The 15,021-nt window shown below is 58.9% G+C and carries 10 protein-coding genes, 1 tRNA gene and 1 pseudogene; 6 read left to right on the top strand and 6 right to left on the bottom strand.

Going from position 1 to position 15,021, the window contains the following annotated elements:
• Positions 1–9: 9 nt before the first annotated feature.
• The 3 genes from mtgA to FLO80_RS13115 form a co-directional block, all read right to left on the bottom strand.
• Positions 10–804 (bottom strand): monofunctional biosynthetic peptidoglycan transglycosylase, encoded by a 795-nt coding sequence (gene mtgA, locus FLO80_RS13125; RefSeq protein ID WP_111368664.1) that lies wholly within the window; start codon positions 802–804, stop codon positions 10–12.
• A gap of 66 nt (positions 805–870) precedes the next feature.
• Positions 871–5,409, bottom strand: a complete 4,539-nt coding sequence (gene gltB, locus FLO80_RS13120) for a glutamate synthase large subunit (protein WP_111368663.1) — start codon at positions 5,407–5,409, stop codon at positions 871–873.
• A gap of 3 nt (positions 5,410–5,412) precedes the next feature.
• A complete protein-coding gene (locus tag FLO80_RS13115; protein WP_111368662.1) occupies positions 5,413–5,847 on the bottom strand; it encodes a GFA family protein in 435 nt (144 codons plus the stop codon).
• Between FLO80_RS13115 and FLO80_RS23525 the strand changes: the two genes are divergently transcribed.
• Positions 5,750–5,989, top strand: a complete 240-nt coding sequence (locus tag FLO80_RS23525; RefSeq protein WP_439328721.1) for a hypothetical protein — start codon at positions 5,750–5,752, stop codon at positions 5,987–5,989. The genes FLO80_RS13115 and FLO80_RS23525 overlap by 98 nt on opposite strands.
• Here FLO80_RS23525 and FLO80_RS13110 read toward each other — a convergent pair.
• Positions 5,967–7,400 (bottom strand): NAD(P)-dependent oxidoreductase, encoded by a 1,434-nt coding sequence (locus tag FLO80_RS13110; RefSeq protein ID WP_111368768.1) that lies wholly within the window; start codon positions 7,398–7,400, stop codon positions 5,967–5,969. The two genes, FLO80_RS23525 and FLO80_RS13110, sit on opposite strands and share 23 nt — an antisense overlap.
• A 220-nt stretch (positions 7,401–7,620) precedes the next feature.
• On the opposite strand from FLO80_RS13110, the gene FLO80_RS13105 reads away from it, so the two are divergent.
• Positions 7,621–8,427 carry an undecaprenyl-diphosphate phosphatase gene (locus FLO80_RS13105; RefSeq protein WP_111368661.1) on the top strand — a complete coding sequence of 269 codons (807 nt, stop codon included), beginning with the start codon at positions 7,621–7,623 and terminating at the stop codon, positions 8,425–8,427.
• Here the strand turns inward: FLO80_RS13105 and FLO80_RS13100 are convergent.
• Entirely contained in the window at positions 8,424–9,404 is a 981-nt protein-coding gene (locus tag FLO80_RS13100) for a complex I NDUFA9 subunit family protein (RefSeq protein WP_111368660.1), read from the bottom strand. The two genes, FLO80_RS13105 and FLO80_RS13100, sit on opposite strands and share 4 nt — an antisense overlap.
• Positions 9,405–9,547: 143 nt before the next feature.
• Here FLO80_RS13100 and FLO80_RS13095 point away from each other — a divergent pair.
• The 4 genes from FLO80_RS13095 to FLO80_RS13080 all read left to right on the top strand — a co-directional run bounded on the left by FLO80_RS13095 (position 9,548) and on the right by FLO80_RS13080 (position 14,373).
• Positions 9,548–9,634 (top strand) — tRNA-Leu (locus FLO80_RS13095).
• 166 nt (positions 9,635–9,800) lie between these two features.
• Positions 9,801–10,991 (top strand): tyrosine-type recombinase/integrase, encoded by a 1,191-nt coding sequence (locus FLO80_RS13090; RefSeq protein WP_111368659.1) that lies wholly within the window; start codon positions 9,801–9,803, stop codon positions 10,989–10,991.
• An 883-nt stretch (positions 10,992–11,874) separates the two neighbouring features.
• Positions 11,875–13,350, top strand: coding sequence for a hypothetical protein (locus tag FLO80_RS13085; protein WP_146611073.1), 1,476 nt, complete (start codon positions 11,875–11,877; stop codon positions 13,348–13,350).
• Positions 13,351–13,893: 543 nt separating this feature from the next.
• Entirely contained in the window at positions 13,894–14,373 is a 480-nt protein-coding gene (locus FLO80_RS13080; RefSeq protein ID WP_246156681.1) for a toll/interleukin-1 receptor domain-containing protein, read from the top strand.
• Here the strand turns inward: FLO80_RS13080 and FLO80_RS23520 are convergent.
• Positions 14,370–14,777 (bottom strand): annotated as a pseudogene (locus FLO80_RS23520) (poly-gamma-glutamate hydrolase family protein); the annotation flags it as partial. The gene FLO80_RS13080 and the pseudogene FLO80_RS23520 sit on opposite strands and share 4 nt — an antisense overlap.
• Between the last annotated feature and the right edge of the window lie 244 nt (positions 14,778–15,021).

The raw sequence follows: 15,021 nt of genomic DNA, 5'->3' as shown, positions 1-15,021 counted from the left end.
GCGGGATTTTCAATCCTCGAAACAACTTGCGCGCCCATCCCGGCGGATTGTCTCCGCGCCGTCCTGGATCGCCGCGGCCCGACGCGCAAGCCTTTGTGACGGCTGGGCTGCCGAGCGTGTCTTGGGACTGGGCAGAACTGCTGCCAGCCGCGCCGCCTGAACTGGGCTCATGTTGCCGGGAGCGACGCCGAAATAATGCTGGGCCGCGGCATCGACGCCGAACACGCCCTCGTCGAACTCCGCGACGTTGAGATAAACCTCGATGATCCGTCGCTTTGACCACATCGCTTCCACGACCGGCGTGATCACCGCCTCCAGCGCCTTGCGGGTCCAGTTGCGCCCCTGCCAGAGATAGACATTCTTCACCACCTGCTGGCTGAGGGTCGAGGCCCCCCGCCCCGATCCCTCTTCGAGCGCGGCGCGGATCGCCTCCATGTCAAAGCCCCAGTGCAGGCAGAAATTGGCATCCTCCGCCGCCACGACCGACCGTGCCATCACCGGCGCAACCGCACTGAGCGGCACCCAGCTATGATCGACCGTCCCGCCCAGCCGCCGCGCTTCGAATCGCATGTAAGGGGTCTGGCCCGGGTTCATCACCGAATACCAGGCGACACCCCCCAGAACCACGATCGCCGCGACCAGAACCAGCCGCACAAGCCATTTTCGCAACCACCGATAGGGCGCAAGCGCCCGTTCGGCCCATGTGCCGCGTTTCGGGGATTTCCCGCTGGATTTCGCTTTGCGTGCCACGCCCCAGCTATAGGCGGTTTCAGGCCCGAGAAAAAGCGGCTTGCACACAGGCATCCCGGCCCGATCCGTCGGCCCTCGATGCCAACGGATCACTCACCGGGGGTTCGGCGAAAACAGGCCCTATTCCGCCGGAATCGCACCTTTTTCCTCGCTCAGCGGATGCTCGATCTTGTCGAGCATTTCCTTGGGACAGATCTGGAGGAAATGACCTCGCTCCATATCCCAATGCTGAAGGATATCGGCGGCCTTGCGGCTTCCGGTCTCGGCAAGGTGACGCTCGATCAATCCTTTCAACTCCTGTTCCCAATGGGCCACCGTCACCGGGCATGTGACCAGAGTCTCCGTGTTCATCAGTTTCTGCGCCTCACCCTGCGGATCATAGAGATAGGCCATGCCGCCGGTCATCCCCGCACCGAAATTGGCCCCGATCGAGCCAAGGATCACGGCAATGCCGCCGGTCATGTATTCGCATCCGTTCGATCCACAGCCCTCGACCACCACTTTCGCACCCGAGTTGCGCACGGCAAACCGTTCACCGGCGCGGCCTGCGGCAAAAAGATGACCGTCGGTCGCCCCGTAAAGCACCGTGTTGCCGATGATCGTGTTCTCGCTCGCCACCAGCGGGCTTGCCATCGGCGGGCGTACAACGATCATGCCCCCCGAAAGACCCTTCCCGACATAGTCGTTGGCGTCTCCGCTCACCTCGATCTTGAGGCCCGGCGCGGCGAACGCACCCAGCGATTGCCCCGCCGACCCGGTCAGCTTGATGGTCAGGTGGTCGGGCTGCAGCGCGTTGCGCATCCCAAAATTGCGCACGATATGCGACGAGACCCGCGTGCCCACCGTCCGGTGCGTGTTCTGCACCGCATAGGAAAGCTGCATCTTCTCGCCGTCTTCGAGGAATCGCTTGGCATCGCGCACGATCTCGGCATCCAGCGTCGCGGGCACCTTGTTGCGCTTCTTCTCGCGGTTGTAAACGATGTCCTTGGCCCCATCCACGGTGATCAACAGCGGGTTGAGGTCGAGATCGTCAAGATGATCCGCACCCCGGCTCACCTGGCTCAAAAGATCCGCACGCCCGATGACATCGTCAAGGCTGCGCGCGCCGATGCTGGCCAGGATCTCGCGCACCTCTTGCGCATAGAAGGTGATCAGGTTCACCACCTTTTCCGCGCTTCCGGTGAACTTGGCCCGCAGGTCGTCATCCTGCGTGCAGACACCAACCGGGCAGGTGTTCGACTGGCACTGACGCACCATGATACACCCCATCGCGATAAGCGCGGCGGTGCCGATGCCGTATTCCTCGGCCCCCATCATCGCCGCCATCACGATATCGCGCCCGGTGCGCAGGCCACCATCGGTGCGCAGCGTCACCCGCTCGCGCAGCTTGTTCATCGACAGAACCTGATGCGCCTCGGTCAGGCCCATTTCCCATGGCAGGCCCGCATACTTGATGGATGTTGCCGGGCTCGCCCCGGTGCCGCCATTGTGGCCCGAGATCAGGATGACATCGGCCTTGGCCTTGGCCACACCGGCGGCAATCGTGCCCACGCCCGAGCTTGAAACAAGCTTGACCGTCACCTTGGCGCGCGGGTTGATCTGCTTGAGATCATAGATCAGCTGCGCTAGGTCCTCGATGCTGTAAATGTCGTGATGCGGCGGCGGGCTGATCAGCGTCACACCCTTGGTCGAATGGCGCAGCCGCGCAATCAGGTCGGTAACCTTCATCCCCGGAAGCTGCCCACCTTCGCCGGGCTTGGCTCCCTGCGCGACCTTGATTTCAAGTTCCTCGCACTGGTTGAGGTATTCCGCCGTCACGCCGAACCGCCCCGATGCCACCTGCTTGATCTTGGCACTCGGGTTGTCGCCATTGGGTTCAGGCACGAAATGCGCCGGGTCTTCGCCACCCTCGCCGCTGTCCGATTTTGCGCCGATCCGGTTCATCGCCACGTTGAGGGTCTTGTGCGCCTCGGGGCTGAGCGCGCCAAGGCTCATCCCCGGTGTCACGAACCGCTTGCGGATCGCGGTGATGCTCTCGACCTCCTCGATCGGCAGCGGATTGCCCAGCGGCTTGATCGCCAGCAGGTCGCGCAGGTGAATCGGCGGGTTGGCCTGCATCGCCTTTGAATACTGCTTCCACAGTTCGTAAGACGCCTTGTTGCACGCCATCTGCATCAGGTGCATCGTCTGTGCCCCCCATGCATGGGTCTCGCCCGTCTTGCGCGCCTTGTAGAACCCGCCGATGGGTAGAACGTCCCGACCCATGTGCCAGCCCTGCCGGTGCACGTCTTCGATCTTCTTCTGAATGCCCGACACACCGATCCCGCTGATCCGGCTGGTCATGCCGGGGAAATACTCGGCGCACATCGCCCGGCTCAACCCCACCGCCTCGAAGTTGAGACCCCCGCGATAGGACGAGATCACGCTGATCCCCATCTTGGCCATGATCTTCAAAAGCCCCTGGTCGATCGCCTCGCGATAGCGCGCGACATTCTCGGTCAGGCTGCCGTCCAACAGGCCCCGCGCGATCCGGTCGGCAATCGAATCCTCGGCGAGGTAGGGGTTCACCACCGTCGCGCCCGCACTCACCAGCACGGCGAAATAATGCGGGTCGATGCACTCGGCGGTCCGTATGTTGAGCGAACAGAAGGTCCTGAGCCCCTTGGCGGTCAGCCCCGAATGCACCGCGCTCGTCGCGAGGATCATCGGCATCGGCACGCGGTCCGGCCCCTGGTGTTCGTCGCTCAGAACCAGGTGCCCGGCCCCGCTGCGCACCGCGTCCTCGGCTTCGGCGCGGATGCGCTCCAACGCATCGCGCAGCGCGGTCTCGCTTCCGCCCGCCGGAAAGGTGCAGTCGATCTCGACCAGGTCCGCGTTGAACAGCGTGGTCAGTTCGGCCCATTGCGCATTGCCCACGAACGGGCTCTCCAGCACGATGATCTCGGTCTGCGCGCTGCTTTCATCGAGCACGTTCTTGAGGTTCCCGAACCGCGTCTTGAGGCTCATCACCCGGTATTCCCGCAAGCTGTCGATCGGCGGGTTCGTCACCTGGCTGAAATTCTGCCGAAAGAAATGGCTCAGCGGCCGGTATTTCGTCGACAGGACCGCGCTGGGCGTGTCGTCGCCCATGCTGGCCAGCGCCTCCTTGCCATCCTCGGCCATCGGCGCAAGGATCTGCTCCAGCTCTTCGAGCGTATAGCCCGCCGCGATCTGCCGCTTGCGCAGCTCCTCCCCGGCAAAGAGCGGTTTTTCCTCGACCCCCCCAAGCCGTTCTTCCAACTCGGTGATCTTGCCGACCCACTCGCCAAAGGGCTGTGCCGCCGCCAGCTTGTCCTTGATCTCGGTGTCGTGGAAAAGTCGGCCCTCCTTCATGTCCACGGCCAGCAACTGACCGGGGCCAAGCGCGCCCTTTTCCACCACGCGCGATTCGTCCACCGGCACCATGCCCGCCTCGGACCCGGCGATCAGCATCCCGTCGCCCGTCACGACAAAGCGCATCGGCCGCAGCCCGTTCCGGTCAAGCCCGGCACAGACCCAGCGCCCGTCCGTCATGGCCAGCGCCGCAGGCCCGTCCCACGGCTCCATCACGCTGTTGCAATAGGAATACATGTCCATCCACGCCTGCGGCAGCTCGACCGCCTGCTTGGACCAGGATTCCGGCACCAGCATGGTCTTGGCCATCGGCGCGTTGCGCCCGGCACGCACCAGAACCTCGAACACCGCATCGAGCGCGGCCGAATCCGACGACCCGGCCTGGATGATCGGTTTGATATCCTCGGCAAGATCGCCAAATGTCGACGACGCCATGCGGATTTCATGGCTCTTCATCCAGTTGACATTGCCCTTGAGCGTGTTGATCTCGCCGTTATGCGCCAGCATGCGGAACGGTTGCGCCAGCCACCATTGTGGAAAGGTGTTGGTGCTGTAACGCTGATGATAAAGCGCATAAGAGCTCTCGAACCGCTCATCCAGCAGATCGGGATAGAACTCGGCCACCTGCTCGGCCAGCATCATCCCCTTGTAGATGATCGACCGGCAGGACAGCGAACAGATGTAAAGCCCGTGAATCCCGGCGGCCATTGCCGCCTTCTCGATCCGGCGGCGCACCACGTAAAGCTCGCGCTCGAATGTCACCTGGTCCACGCCCTTGGTGTTCGAGATGATGATCTGCTCGATCTCGGGCCGGGTCGCGTTGGCCTTTTCGCCAAGGCACTCGATATCCACCGGCACGTGCCGCCAGCCATAGATGTAATAGCCCATGCGCAGAACCTCGGTTTCCACGATGGTCCGGCAGGTCTCCTGCGCGCCGAAATTCGTGCGCGGCAGGAACACCTGACCCACCGCGATCAACTCGTCCTTGCGCGGCTCGTGCCCGGTGCGGCGGATCTGGTCGTAAAAGAACGGCACCGGGATTTGCAGGTGAATGCCCGCCCCGTCGCCGGTCTTGCCATCCGCATCCACCGCGCCGCGGTGCCACACCGCCTTGAGCGCGGCAATCCCGGCCTCGACGACCTTGCGGCTGGGTTTGCCGTCGAGGTTGACGACAAGACCCACACCACAGGACGAATGCTCGTCCTCCTCGCGGTACATTCCGTGCTCGGCCAGATCGGCGCGCTTGGTTTCTTCGGCCCTGGCCCAATCGGCGTCATAGATGGTCATGGCTCAGTTCCTTTCATTCACGTGCGAATTTTTCGCTTCGTATTCGTCTTCGGTTGCCCGTTCGTGATTGCCCGCAAGCGAAACACAGGCCATCGCCCGATCCGTGTAGATCTCGGATCTCAAGGGCCAACCCGCGGCAGCATCGAACAGACCGGGCATCAAGTCATAGGGCGCGTCCGCGCTGTCCGTGTTGCGCATCCAGAGATGCGACCCACAGCGCGGACAAAAGGCGCGCTCGGCAAATGCCGAAGAGGCGTATCGTGCGACCTCGCCGCGAACCCCGACCGTCCCGGGCTTCGCTTCAAAGCACAGGAACACCCCGCCGGACCAGCGCTGGCACATGCGGCAATGGCAGGCGCCGACGCTTGGGTCATGCGCATCCGTGACCGTGATGGTCACCGATCCGCAAAGGCATTTTCCCGTCATTTCTCGCGTCATCGCGATTCACACTTTCTTCATCGAATACGTCAGCATGTCTGAAACTTTAACTTTCTTCGGCGTTTTACCCGGCAGCCGGGGAGCAGCCGGGGGGTGCGCGCATGTCACCCCCCGGTTTTTCACTCCGCCGCGATTTTCTTAACGCCGTTCAGCCGGGTCAGGATCGCATCGGCACAGTCGCGCCCGTCGCGGATCGCCCAGACGACAAGGCTCGCCCCGCGCACGATATCACCCACCGCGTAAACGCCCTCCAGATCGGTCTCGCCGCTGCCATATTGCGCTTTGATCGTGCCCCATCCGGTCACGGTCAGTTCCGGCTGATCCCACAGCGCGGGCAGGTCTTCGGGCTCGAACCCGAGCGCCTTGATCACAAGGTCGGCGCTTTCGGTATAGTCCGCACCCTCGATCACCTCGGGGCTTTGCCGCCCCGTCGCATCGGGCACGCCAAGCCGCATCCTCTGGACCATCACGCCGCTGACCGGGTCGCCCTTGAATCCCTTGGGCGCGGCCAGCCATTCAAAGATCACGCCTTCTTCCTCGGCGTTCTTCACTTCGCGCTGGCTGCCCGGCATGTTGGCCCGGTCCCGGCGATAGAGGCATTTCACGCTCTCCGCGCCCTGTCGGACGGCGGTGCGCACGCAATCCATCGCCGTGTCGCCACCGCCGATCACGATCACCTTCTTGCCCTCGGCGTTCAATTCGCCGCTGTCGAAATCCGGCACGCTGTCGCCAAAGCCCAGACGGTTCGAGGTGGTCAGGTAATCAATCGCCCTCACGATGCCCTTGGCCCCGGCACCCGGCCCCGGCAATTCGCGGCTCTTGTAAACACCGGTGGCGATGATCACCGCATCATGTGTTGCGCGGATCTCCTCGAACGAGATGTCGTCGCCCACGTTACAGTTGAGCCGGAAACCAACGCCGCCCTGTTCGAGCTGCTCCATCCGGCGCATCACCACGTCCTTTTCCAGCTTGAACCCCGGAATCCCATAGGTCATGAGCCCGCCACCCCGGTCATAGCGATCATAGACCGTGACTTGAACGCCGGCCCGGCGCAGGTGGTCGGCGGCGGCCAGCCCTCCGGGCCCGGCGCCGATGATGCCCACGCTTTCGGGCCGTTCATTCGCCGGGGCGATGGGCTGCACCCAGCCCTCTTCCCACGCCGTATCGGTGATGTATTTCTCGACCGCGCCGATCGTCACCGTGCCATGGCCCGATTGCTCGATCACGCAATTGCCCTCGCAGAGCCGGTCCTGCGGGCAGATGCGGCCGCAGATCTCGGGGAATGTGTTGGTCACCTGGCTCAACTCATAGGCTTCACGCAGCCGCCCTTCGGCGGTCATGCGCAGCCAGTCGGGGATGTTGTTGTGCAGCGGGCAATGGGTCTGACAATAGGGCACGCCGCACTGGCTGCACCGCCCGGCCTGCTCCTTGGCCTTCTCGTCCGCGTACTCGGCATAAATCTCGTGGAAATCCTTGCGGCGCAGATTGGGCACACGCTTTTCGGGCATGTCCCGTCCGACGGTCACGAATTTCAGCATCGGTTGCTTTGCCACGGCGATCATCTCCGCAAGTTTTTCCAGTGAACCGCTGCTTAATACATCGCACGGTGAAAGAAAAGTCAGTAATAGTGACCTAAATGAAGAGATTTTAGCGCGGCGCGAAATTAATTTTGAAAAACATGCTCTTTTTGAGACCGAAGCGGACCTAACTGTTCCCTTCCCCTTTGCCTGCCCCCCCATTATAGCTGGCGGGAAAGACGCCAAAGCCGAGCATATGCCCCTTTTTCACCTGATTCTCGTCGCCTTGATCCAAGGCATCACCGAATTCCTGCCAGTGTCATCCTCGGGCCATCTCATCCTCTTGCCGCAACTCACCGGCATGAACGATCAGGGCCAGGTGATCGACGTCGCCGTGCATGTCGGCACGCTCTTCGCGGTCATTCTCTTTTTCTGGCGCGATGTGCGCATGGGCCTCGCAGGCATTCCGCGCATGCTCACCGGCCGGATCGACACGCCCGGCTCGCGGCTCGCCTTCCTGCTTCTGATCGCCACGATCCCCGCCATCCTGCTCGGCCTGATCCTCAAGCTCACCGGCCTGAGCGATGCCATGCGCTCGATGACTGTAATCGGCTGGACCATGCTGATTTTCGGCCTGTTCCTGTGGTGGGCTGACCAGACCGGAGAGACCACGAAAACCGATGCCGACTGGAGCATTTCCGACGCCATCAAGATGGGCCTCTGGCAGGCCGTTGCGCTTATCCCCGGCACATCACGCTCGGGGATCTGCATCACGGCGGGGCGCATGATGGGTTATGCCCGTCACGACGCTGCGAAAATCGCGATGCTGATGTCGATCCCCACGATCTTCGCCTCCGGCGCGCTACTCGGCTACGAGGTTGCCAGCACCGCCAACATGGCCGCCGCCCGCGACGGCGCCATCGCGGCGCTTTTAGCATTCGTTGCGGCTCTTCTCGCGCTCGGGTTCATGATGCGCCTGCTGCGCACCATCAGCTTCACACCCTACGTGATCTACCGGGCGCTGCTCGGGGCCGCTCTTCTTGCCCTGGCCTACTCGACCTAAACCTTGAGATTCTTGGCAGAATCGCGGATCGCATCATACTGTCCGGACGGGCGGAACCGCCACAGGTAACTGTCGATTACCGCCTCGACAGCGACGGGCTCGATCCCCAGGTCGGCAAACCCCTTGACCCCGTCGGCCACCACGTTGTCGCTGCCCAACTGCCGCGCCTGATCGCGCGTCAAAAGGCCATTTCCGATCAACCCGAAGCTGGCGATCTCGACCATGTCGAACCCCCACGCCATCAACCGCCCGATCCACATCGGCAGGTTCACCACCAACCGTCGCTTGTGGATCGTCTCCAGCATCACGCCAACCCAGCCCCGCAGGCTTTTCACCTCGGGCCCGCCCAATTCGAAAATGCCTTCGGCCTTGCCCTCGACACCGATCGCGGCCGCACGCGCCACGTCGCTCACATAAACGGGCTGGAACCTTGTCTCGCCCCCGAACAGCGGCAGAATGGGGCCAAAACGACTCATCCCGGCAAACCGGTTGAAAAACCCGTCCTCGGCGCCGAACACCACCGACGGGCGCAGGATCATCGCATTCGGCATATGGCGCAGCACGCCTTCCTCTCCGGCGCGCTTGGTTCGGGCATAATCGCTCGCCTGGTCACGATCCGCACCAAGCGCCGAGATATGCACCATTCGCGCGATGCCCTGCTCCGCCGCGATGCGCGCGATCCGCTCGGCCCCTTCGGCCTGAACCGCGTCGAAATTGTTGCGCCCCCGCGCGTCGAACGTGCCGACACAATTCACCACCGCATCCGCGCCCTGCATCACGGCGGCAACGCTCGCATCGTCTCGGATGTTGCACAGGACCGGCTCAACCTGGCCGGGCACGCCATAGGGCTTGACGAACATCGCCTCGTTGGGCCGCCGCACGGCCACGCGAACCCGCCAGCCTTTTGCTGCCAGTTGCTGGACGATATACCGCCCGACGAACCCCGATCCGCCATAAATGGTGAGAAGCTTCGACATGGCGCCCTCCGGTCTTGCAAGATGTCGGTTTTTCCTACCGCCCGGTGGCGCGCTGGACAAGGCAAAACGGCCACCAACGCTTTTGCAGGAAAACCGATTGACAGTTTTCGGGCCGCGGTCTAAACGCCTGCCTCACGACACCTGCCCAGGTGGCGGAATTGGTAGACGCGCTAGCTTCAGGTGCTAGTGTCCGTAAGGACGTGGAGGTTCGAGTCCTCTCCTGGGCACCATTTCTTCCAAACATAGATGCACATAACGCCCCAAAAACATTGAGTTTTTGGATGCTTTTCGGGTATCATCCTGAACATTGTGGAACACTGTACCCCACCCGATACCCCACCTTTTTGGGGTACCAAACTGGGGTACCGGGATCCGGTTTGGGAGGTGATACCCCACATGGCGCTTTCGGACGCAAAAGTGAGAACCGCCAAGGCCTTAGACAAGCCCTACAAGATTTATGATTCTTTGGGCTTGTTCGTTCTGGTGAAGCCAAACGGGTCGAAACTCTGGCGGCAGAAATACCAGTTGGCAGGGAAAGAACGCACGATCACCCATGGGTCATACCCCAATGTCTCGCTCAGAGAAGCAAGGGCAAAGCGGGATGCAATCCGTGACCAACTCGCCAGCGGGCAAGATCCGGCGGTGCAACGGCGCCTCGATCAGATCGAAGCAGAAACCCAGGCTCGCAACACCTTTCATTTGGTGGCAGAAGAGTACCTGCAGATGGCTTATGACCGAGAGCTGGCCGATGCGACCATTCGCAAGAAGATCTGGCACATCCACACACTGGCCGAAGAACTTCATCATCGGCCGATCCGAGACATAACGGCCGCTGAGGTTCTGCACCTACTGAAACGGGTCGAACGCAGTGGAAGGAGGGAAACCGCGAAGAAGCTACGCGGCACCCTCGCCGGCGTGTTCCGCCACGCGGTGGTCACGTTGCGAGCTGACAATGACCCCACCGAGACCATCAAAGGCTCGCTGCTTCCGGTGAAGGTCACCAACCGGGCAGCTATCACGGACGTGAAGACGTTCGGGCAGTTTCTGCGTGACCTCGACGAGTACACCGGCGCCGGAGTGATCAAGGACGCCATCCTGTACCAAATTCTCACCATGACCCGCCCGGGAGAGGTGCGAGGCGCCAAACAACAAGAGTTCGACCTTGAGAAGCGTAGCTGGCGCATTCCCGCCGATCGCATGAAGATGCGCAGGGACCACATCATCCCTTTATCTGATCAGGCGCTGGAACTGGTCAAGCGAAACTGGATTGATGTCGAGGGGGTGGAATTGATCTTCCCGTCTCTCAATTCGAACCGAAAATGGCTGTCCGAGAATGCTTTTAACTCTGCCATCCGCCGTATGGGATATGCAAAGGAAGAAGTGACCGCCCACGGCTTCCGCGCCACTGCCAGCACAATCCTCAACAACCGAGGTTTCGACCCCGACGTGATTGAAGCGGCGCTGGCGCATCAGGACAAGGATGCCATTCGTCGGGCCTACAATCGTGCGACCTATTGGGATCAGCGGGTGGAATTGATGCAGGCTTGGGCGGATCTGCTGGATGGGTTCCGAACTGACAACATTTAGTCAGTGGGCCGAAGGTTTGTACCATCATGGCACCCGAAGGCTTTGTTGGATTGCAAATCCGTGTACACCGGTTCGATTCCGGTACTCGCCTCCAAATAAAATCAATAGCTTAGTAGATATCGAGAAATGCACGAGGGCGGTCTAGTCTCTTTTTAGTCACATAGATCGGGTGATTCCACGAAGCGTAGCAATGTTCATCGATGGACCAGCCATCCGCGACGACTGAGAATGCATCGACGGATATATACCGATGCAAGACAAGGTGTGTTGTGAAGCCCTGCTTGACGCTGGTGAAACGGGGGCTCAATCAGCATGAAGTGGCGCAAATCACGCCTCCGGAGTTGCTCTATTGACACAGGTGCGAGTTAATGGTTCAACCTTGTCCCCATAACCTTTTCGTAGCTGGCTTGGTTGTAAATGACAGACAATCAGCTCTTTAGGGGAAAACATGGGAAATATGGACAAATCTAGCAAATGGAAGGCTGCGCAAGATCGCGTGCGCGAAAAGGCACGGTTTCTTGCAATCCACCCAGAATGCAACGGCAAAGTCGGCGCTCTTCTCTCGACTGTTACGTCGTGCGAAGAGTCTGGCCTGAGACCGCCTCGCGTAAATCTCGAAGCGGCACATCTCCATGTATTCGGCGGAGAAGGGCGACGGCCATGCGAGTGGTGTCAACGTAATTTCTCAATCACCATACGGCAAGACGCAAAGATCTTCGACCGAGAACCGGCACCGCACTCAGGATTCGAGTGCTGACTCCAGATTTGGTGTTGAACAGTTATCCCACAGGTTGTAGCTAGTATGCTTCCTGTGGGATTTTTTTTGGGGGGGTAGACTTTCTTGCGAACAGTTGGTTTCGTAATACTTGGTGCATCCGGATATATGGCCGATCGGAATGCACTGCCTTGCCTCGCTGAACTAAAACAATGCGTTGAGCATGAGGACATTGCGATTGAGCTGCTTTGCGCGGTCGATCCGATGTTATTCAGCAAAAAATTGGATGTATCAATCAAGAGTCGTGCCGCTCTAAGACGACACATGGAGCAACTCAACAAATGCATCTTTGATATAACTGCGGAAATCGCGATTGACGAGCTTGCAGATAGCGTTGCAAATAGAGCAGCGGCACTAGATCTTGTGATTTTTTACGACGGAACACCTACTCGGTTTCATGAAAGAAACTTGCAATTAGTTTCTGACTTTCAAGAGTTCGAATTCTATTACTTTGGCGAGAAGCCGATATTTACGGATGTATCCTCATTTGACGCGTTCTCCAGTAATCCAAACATTCTGAAGCCATATTATTGTGATTTTATTGAAACCCGAAACCCAGCGGTCCTTGCGATAAGTAAATTCATTGAAGAAACTGGTTTTCAAATCTCCTCTGCAGACTTTTGGCGTGCAGGTAGTAGCGGCTTAAAACACCTAGTCGGCCATACTCAGTCTGGCGTAGAGGGCGGCGCCTTTCTCGATAAGATGCCTCATGATCTCTCAATTCTGAATCGGTTGCTTTCGAATGACTCCATTCAAAGCCACATATTAAACGATGCCAGGATTCTATCGCTAATTCCGTGGAAGAACAGAGATAGCGGTGAGTTTGAGCTTCTTGCCGCCCAAGGAGGTGACACACTGTCGGCACAAGATATCTTCCTCAACTTCAGGGATGATGTAAATGGCAGCCGTCAGACTCTGCCAGCTGACGGTCAATTATTCGCTGACTATTCGGTTCGAACGGCCTCAGGCCGTAGCGTTGCATGCACATTTCTCGCGAGCTGGATCGGCTATTGCGGCTACGCGGGCCGAAAATACGAACACCCTGAAGAAACCAGATTTATTGAACGTCTCAACGCGCTGAATATTGACCCTGAATCCTGGATTTTCAGCGAATTGTTTCACGGCAATGACGAACAACGGAACCTCTCGTGCCGGGAGACTCAGGCTCGGATAGTTATTCTAGAAGGCTTCATCGGCGACAGAATGCATCTCATTGTTGCCAACCTTATTCATGCGGAGGAAAATAAAGAGCTAGATAGGCTGCCAATTGACCGGTGGGTTAATATCTATGAGTTGAATGAGGTTGGAAAAGTCAAATCGGTAAAGGAACTTCCTTTGAAAGTTGCTCCCACCTACGCGGAACAAAAGAAGAGCGACCTAAAAAACGTCTTTCGCGAAGTAATTTATGATGCGCTTGGTGTCGAGGCCGCCGTCGGAGTGGGTAAAGAAGCAGTTGATATTGTGCACGGCATGCTCTTGAAGGCACACGACTATGCGTACTTAAATGCAGATGCCAGCGATCTCTTGGTGGATGCCAAATTAGAGGCTGATCATTTGGCGGTGCGTAGAGCTATAATTTGGTAACCTAGACTACCTCTGTATAGTCATGAAAGTCTCGGTTCAGTAGTGCCATGAGTTTCGTATGTGGATCAATATCATCATCAGCTATAGCAGTTCGGCCTCTATCCCGCTCTGGTGCACCACACAGGAGGACTTTGCCCGAATGACAAAACCAGCGCTCAACTGAGCGCTGGTTTTGGTTCGGCCAAGTGCTTTCAAGCAACTCCGCTTTTAGCCATATTTTGCAAAGACCTCCTAGGAGGCCGAACCGCTACAAGTCATTTGGAGTGTAGGTCGGCATAGGTTTAGCGCTTGAGAAGCGCTGCGCTACAAGGTATAGTTGGCACTATGGCAAGATGCACAGCACCAGTACGTGGACATCGTTCAGCAGCCGCAGCGGCGGCATGTCCGGCTTGTGGCGGTCGCTCACGTGGTTATCGCAGCTATGGAGGTTCCAGTTCGTACCCATCCTACCCCTCATCGTACACACCTTCGGTAAGTAGTGGGCGCGGTGGCGGTGGACGCGGCAGTAGCAAGCCAAGGTGGTCTCCTGCGGGATCGTCGGCGATGTACACACCAACCGAGGTGCGAGCGCTCACGCCAGTCCGCGAAAATGTCGAGAGGCGAGCGTCTCAGACTGAGCTCCGAGATGTCTTTCTTTGTCACGCTTGGGATGACCGGAAAGGTGCTGCTAAAGAGCTACATGATCTGCTTGAAACGCAGGGTGTCTCGGTTTGGTTTAGCGAAAAGGACGTCCCTCTTGGTTCGGCATTGCTTCGCGAGATCGACCGCGGACTGGCAAAGTCGAGAATTGGGATTGTGTTGGTAACGCCAGCGTTTCTAGACCGCCTAAACGCGGAAGGTATCGCCGACAAAGAGCTCTCGGTGCTCCTTGCGCGAGAGCTACTCGTTCCTGTCGTTCACGATACAACATATGAAGCTCTACGCAACGTTAGCCCCATGCTTGCTTCAAGAAGCGGCTTGAGTACTGCCGAAGAACTTATGTTGGATGTAGCCACAAAGCTCGTCGAGCTAGTCAACGTCTAAGTTGGCACTTGATATTCTACCAGTGCCGCCTGTATAGCCCCGATAAATTCTTTACGTTCCTGCGGTGTCTTGAGAAAAGATTGACGCATGTCCCAGGGGAGCTCTATCTGAACCCCGCGCCCGGATTTTCCTCGGTTACAGATATTGAAGCGATTGGTTGCAGGGAACTTATGGCCAGAGGCAAGACAACGACATCCTGCTCGGATGAGGTGACCTTGGACAATTTTCAAAAGACGGTGATCAAGGCCGCCCAGCAATATTAGGTCCGCGCCCTCGCCATTCCTACACCCGTGGATACCGACCACCGTCTGAGCTCCGGCGACAACCTCCATTGCCCGCGGTTCATCAAACCGGGTGGAGGTAATGTGTAGACTTCGACGCTCTGCGCCCTCTTTGTGTTCGTTGAAGCAATAAAAGTGTCAATCGGCATCCAAAGCTGACCCCCTATCGGCATTCAAAATTGACCCCTTTGAGCTGAGCAGGCCCGGCGCTGCGTAGCCCTTGCGGATTTCAAAATTACCGGACAGCGATTTCGCTAAATCCCGGACAGCCATTTCAGTAATTCCCGGACAGTTCGGGCACGGCTGATTATCTGCCTGCGATCATGTTTCTGTTTTGAGTGTTTCGGTATTTTCGCTGGGGGTCAAG

Source organism: Aquicoccus porphyridii (assembly GCF_008369105.1).
GTDB classification, from domain to species: Bacteria; Pseudomonadota; Alphaproteobacteria; order Rhodobacterales; family Rhodobacteraceae; genus Aquicoccus; species Aquicoccus porphyridii.
Note: the sequence above shows the minus strand (reverse complement) of the source record. Positions and strands in the feature narration are given on the sequence as shown.

What these genes read in the sequence shown, in the direction of transcription:
- mtgA (WP_111368664.1), bottom strand. Translation starts at nt 804, where the DNA reads ATGCCTGTGTGCAAGCCGCTTTTTCTCGGGCCTGAAACCGCCTATAGC.
- gltB (WP_111368663.1), bottom strand. Translation starts at nt 5,409, where the DNA reads ATGACCATCTATGACGCCGATTGGGCCAGGGCCGAAGAAACCAAGCGC.
- FLO80_RS23525 (WP_439328721.1), top strand. Translation starts at nt 5,750, where the DNA reads ATGCGGCAATGGCAGGCGCCGACGCTTGGGTCATGCGCATCCGTGACC.
- FLO80_RS13115 (WP_111368662.1), bottom strand. Translation starts at nt 5,847, where the DNA reads ATGACGCGAGAAATGACGGGAAAATGCCTTTGCGGATCGGTGACCATC.
- FLO80_RS13105 (WP_111368661.1), top strand. Translation starts at nt 7,621, where the DNA reads ATGCCCCTTTTTCACCTGATTCTCGTCGCCTTGATCCAAGGCATCACC.
- FLO80_RS13100 (WP_111368660.1), bottom strand. Translation starts at nt 9,404, where the DNA reads ATGTCGAAGCTTCTCACCATTTATGGCGGATCGGGGTTCGTCGGGCGG.
- FLO80_RS13090 (WP_111368659.1), top strand. Translation starts at nt 9,801, where the DNA reads ATGGCGCTTTCGGACGCAAAAGTGAGAACCGCCAAGGCCTTAGACAAG.
- FLO80_RS13085 (WP_146611073.1), top strand. Translation starts at nt 11,875, where the DNA reads ATGGCCGATCGGAATGCACTGCCTTGCCTCGCTGAACTAAAACAATGC.
- FLO80_RS13080 (WP_246156681.1), top strand. Translation starts at nt 13,894, where the DNA reads ATGTACACACCAACCGAGGTGCGAGCGCTCACGCCAGTCCGCGAAAAT.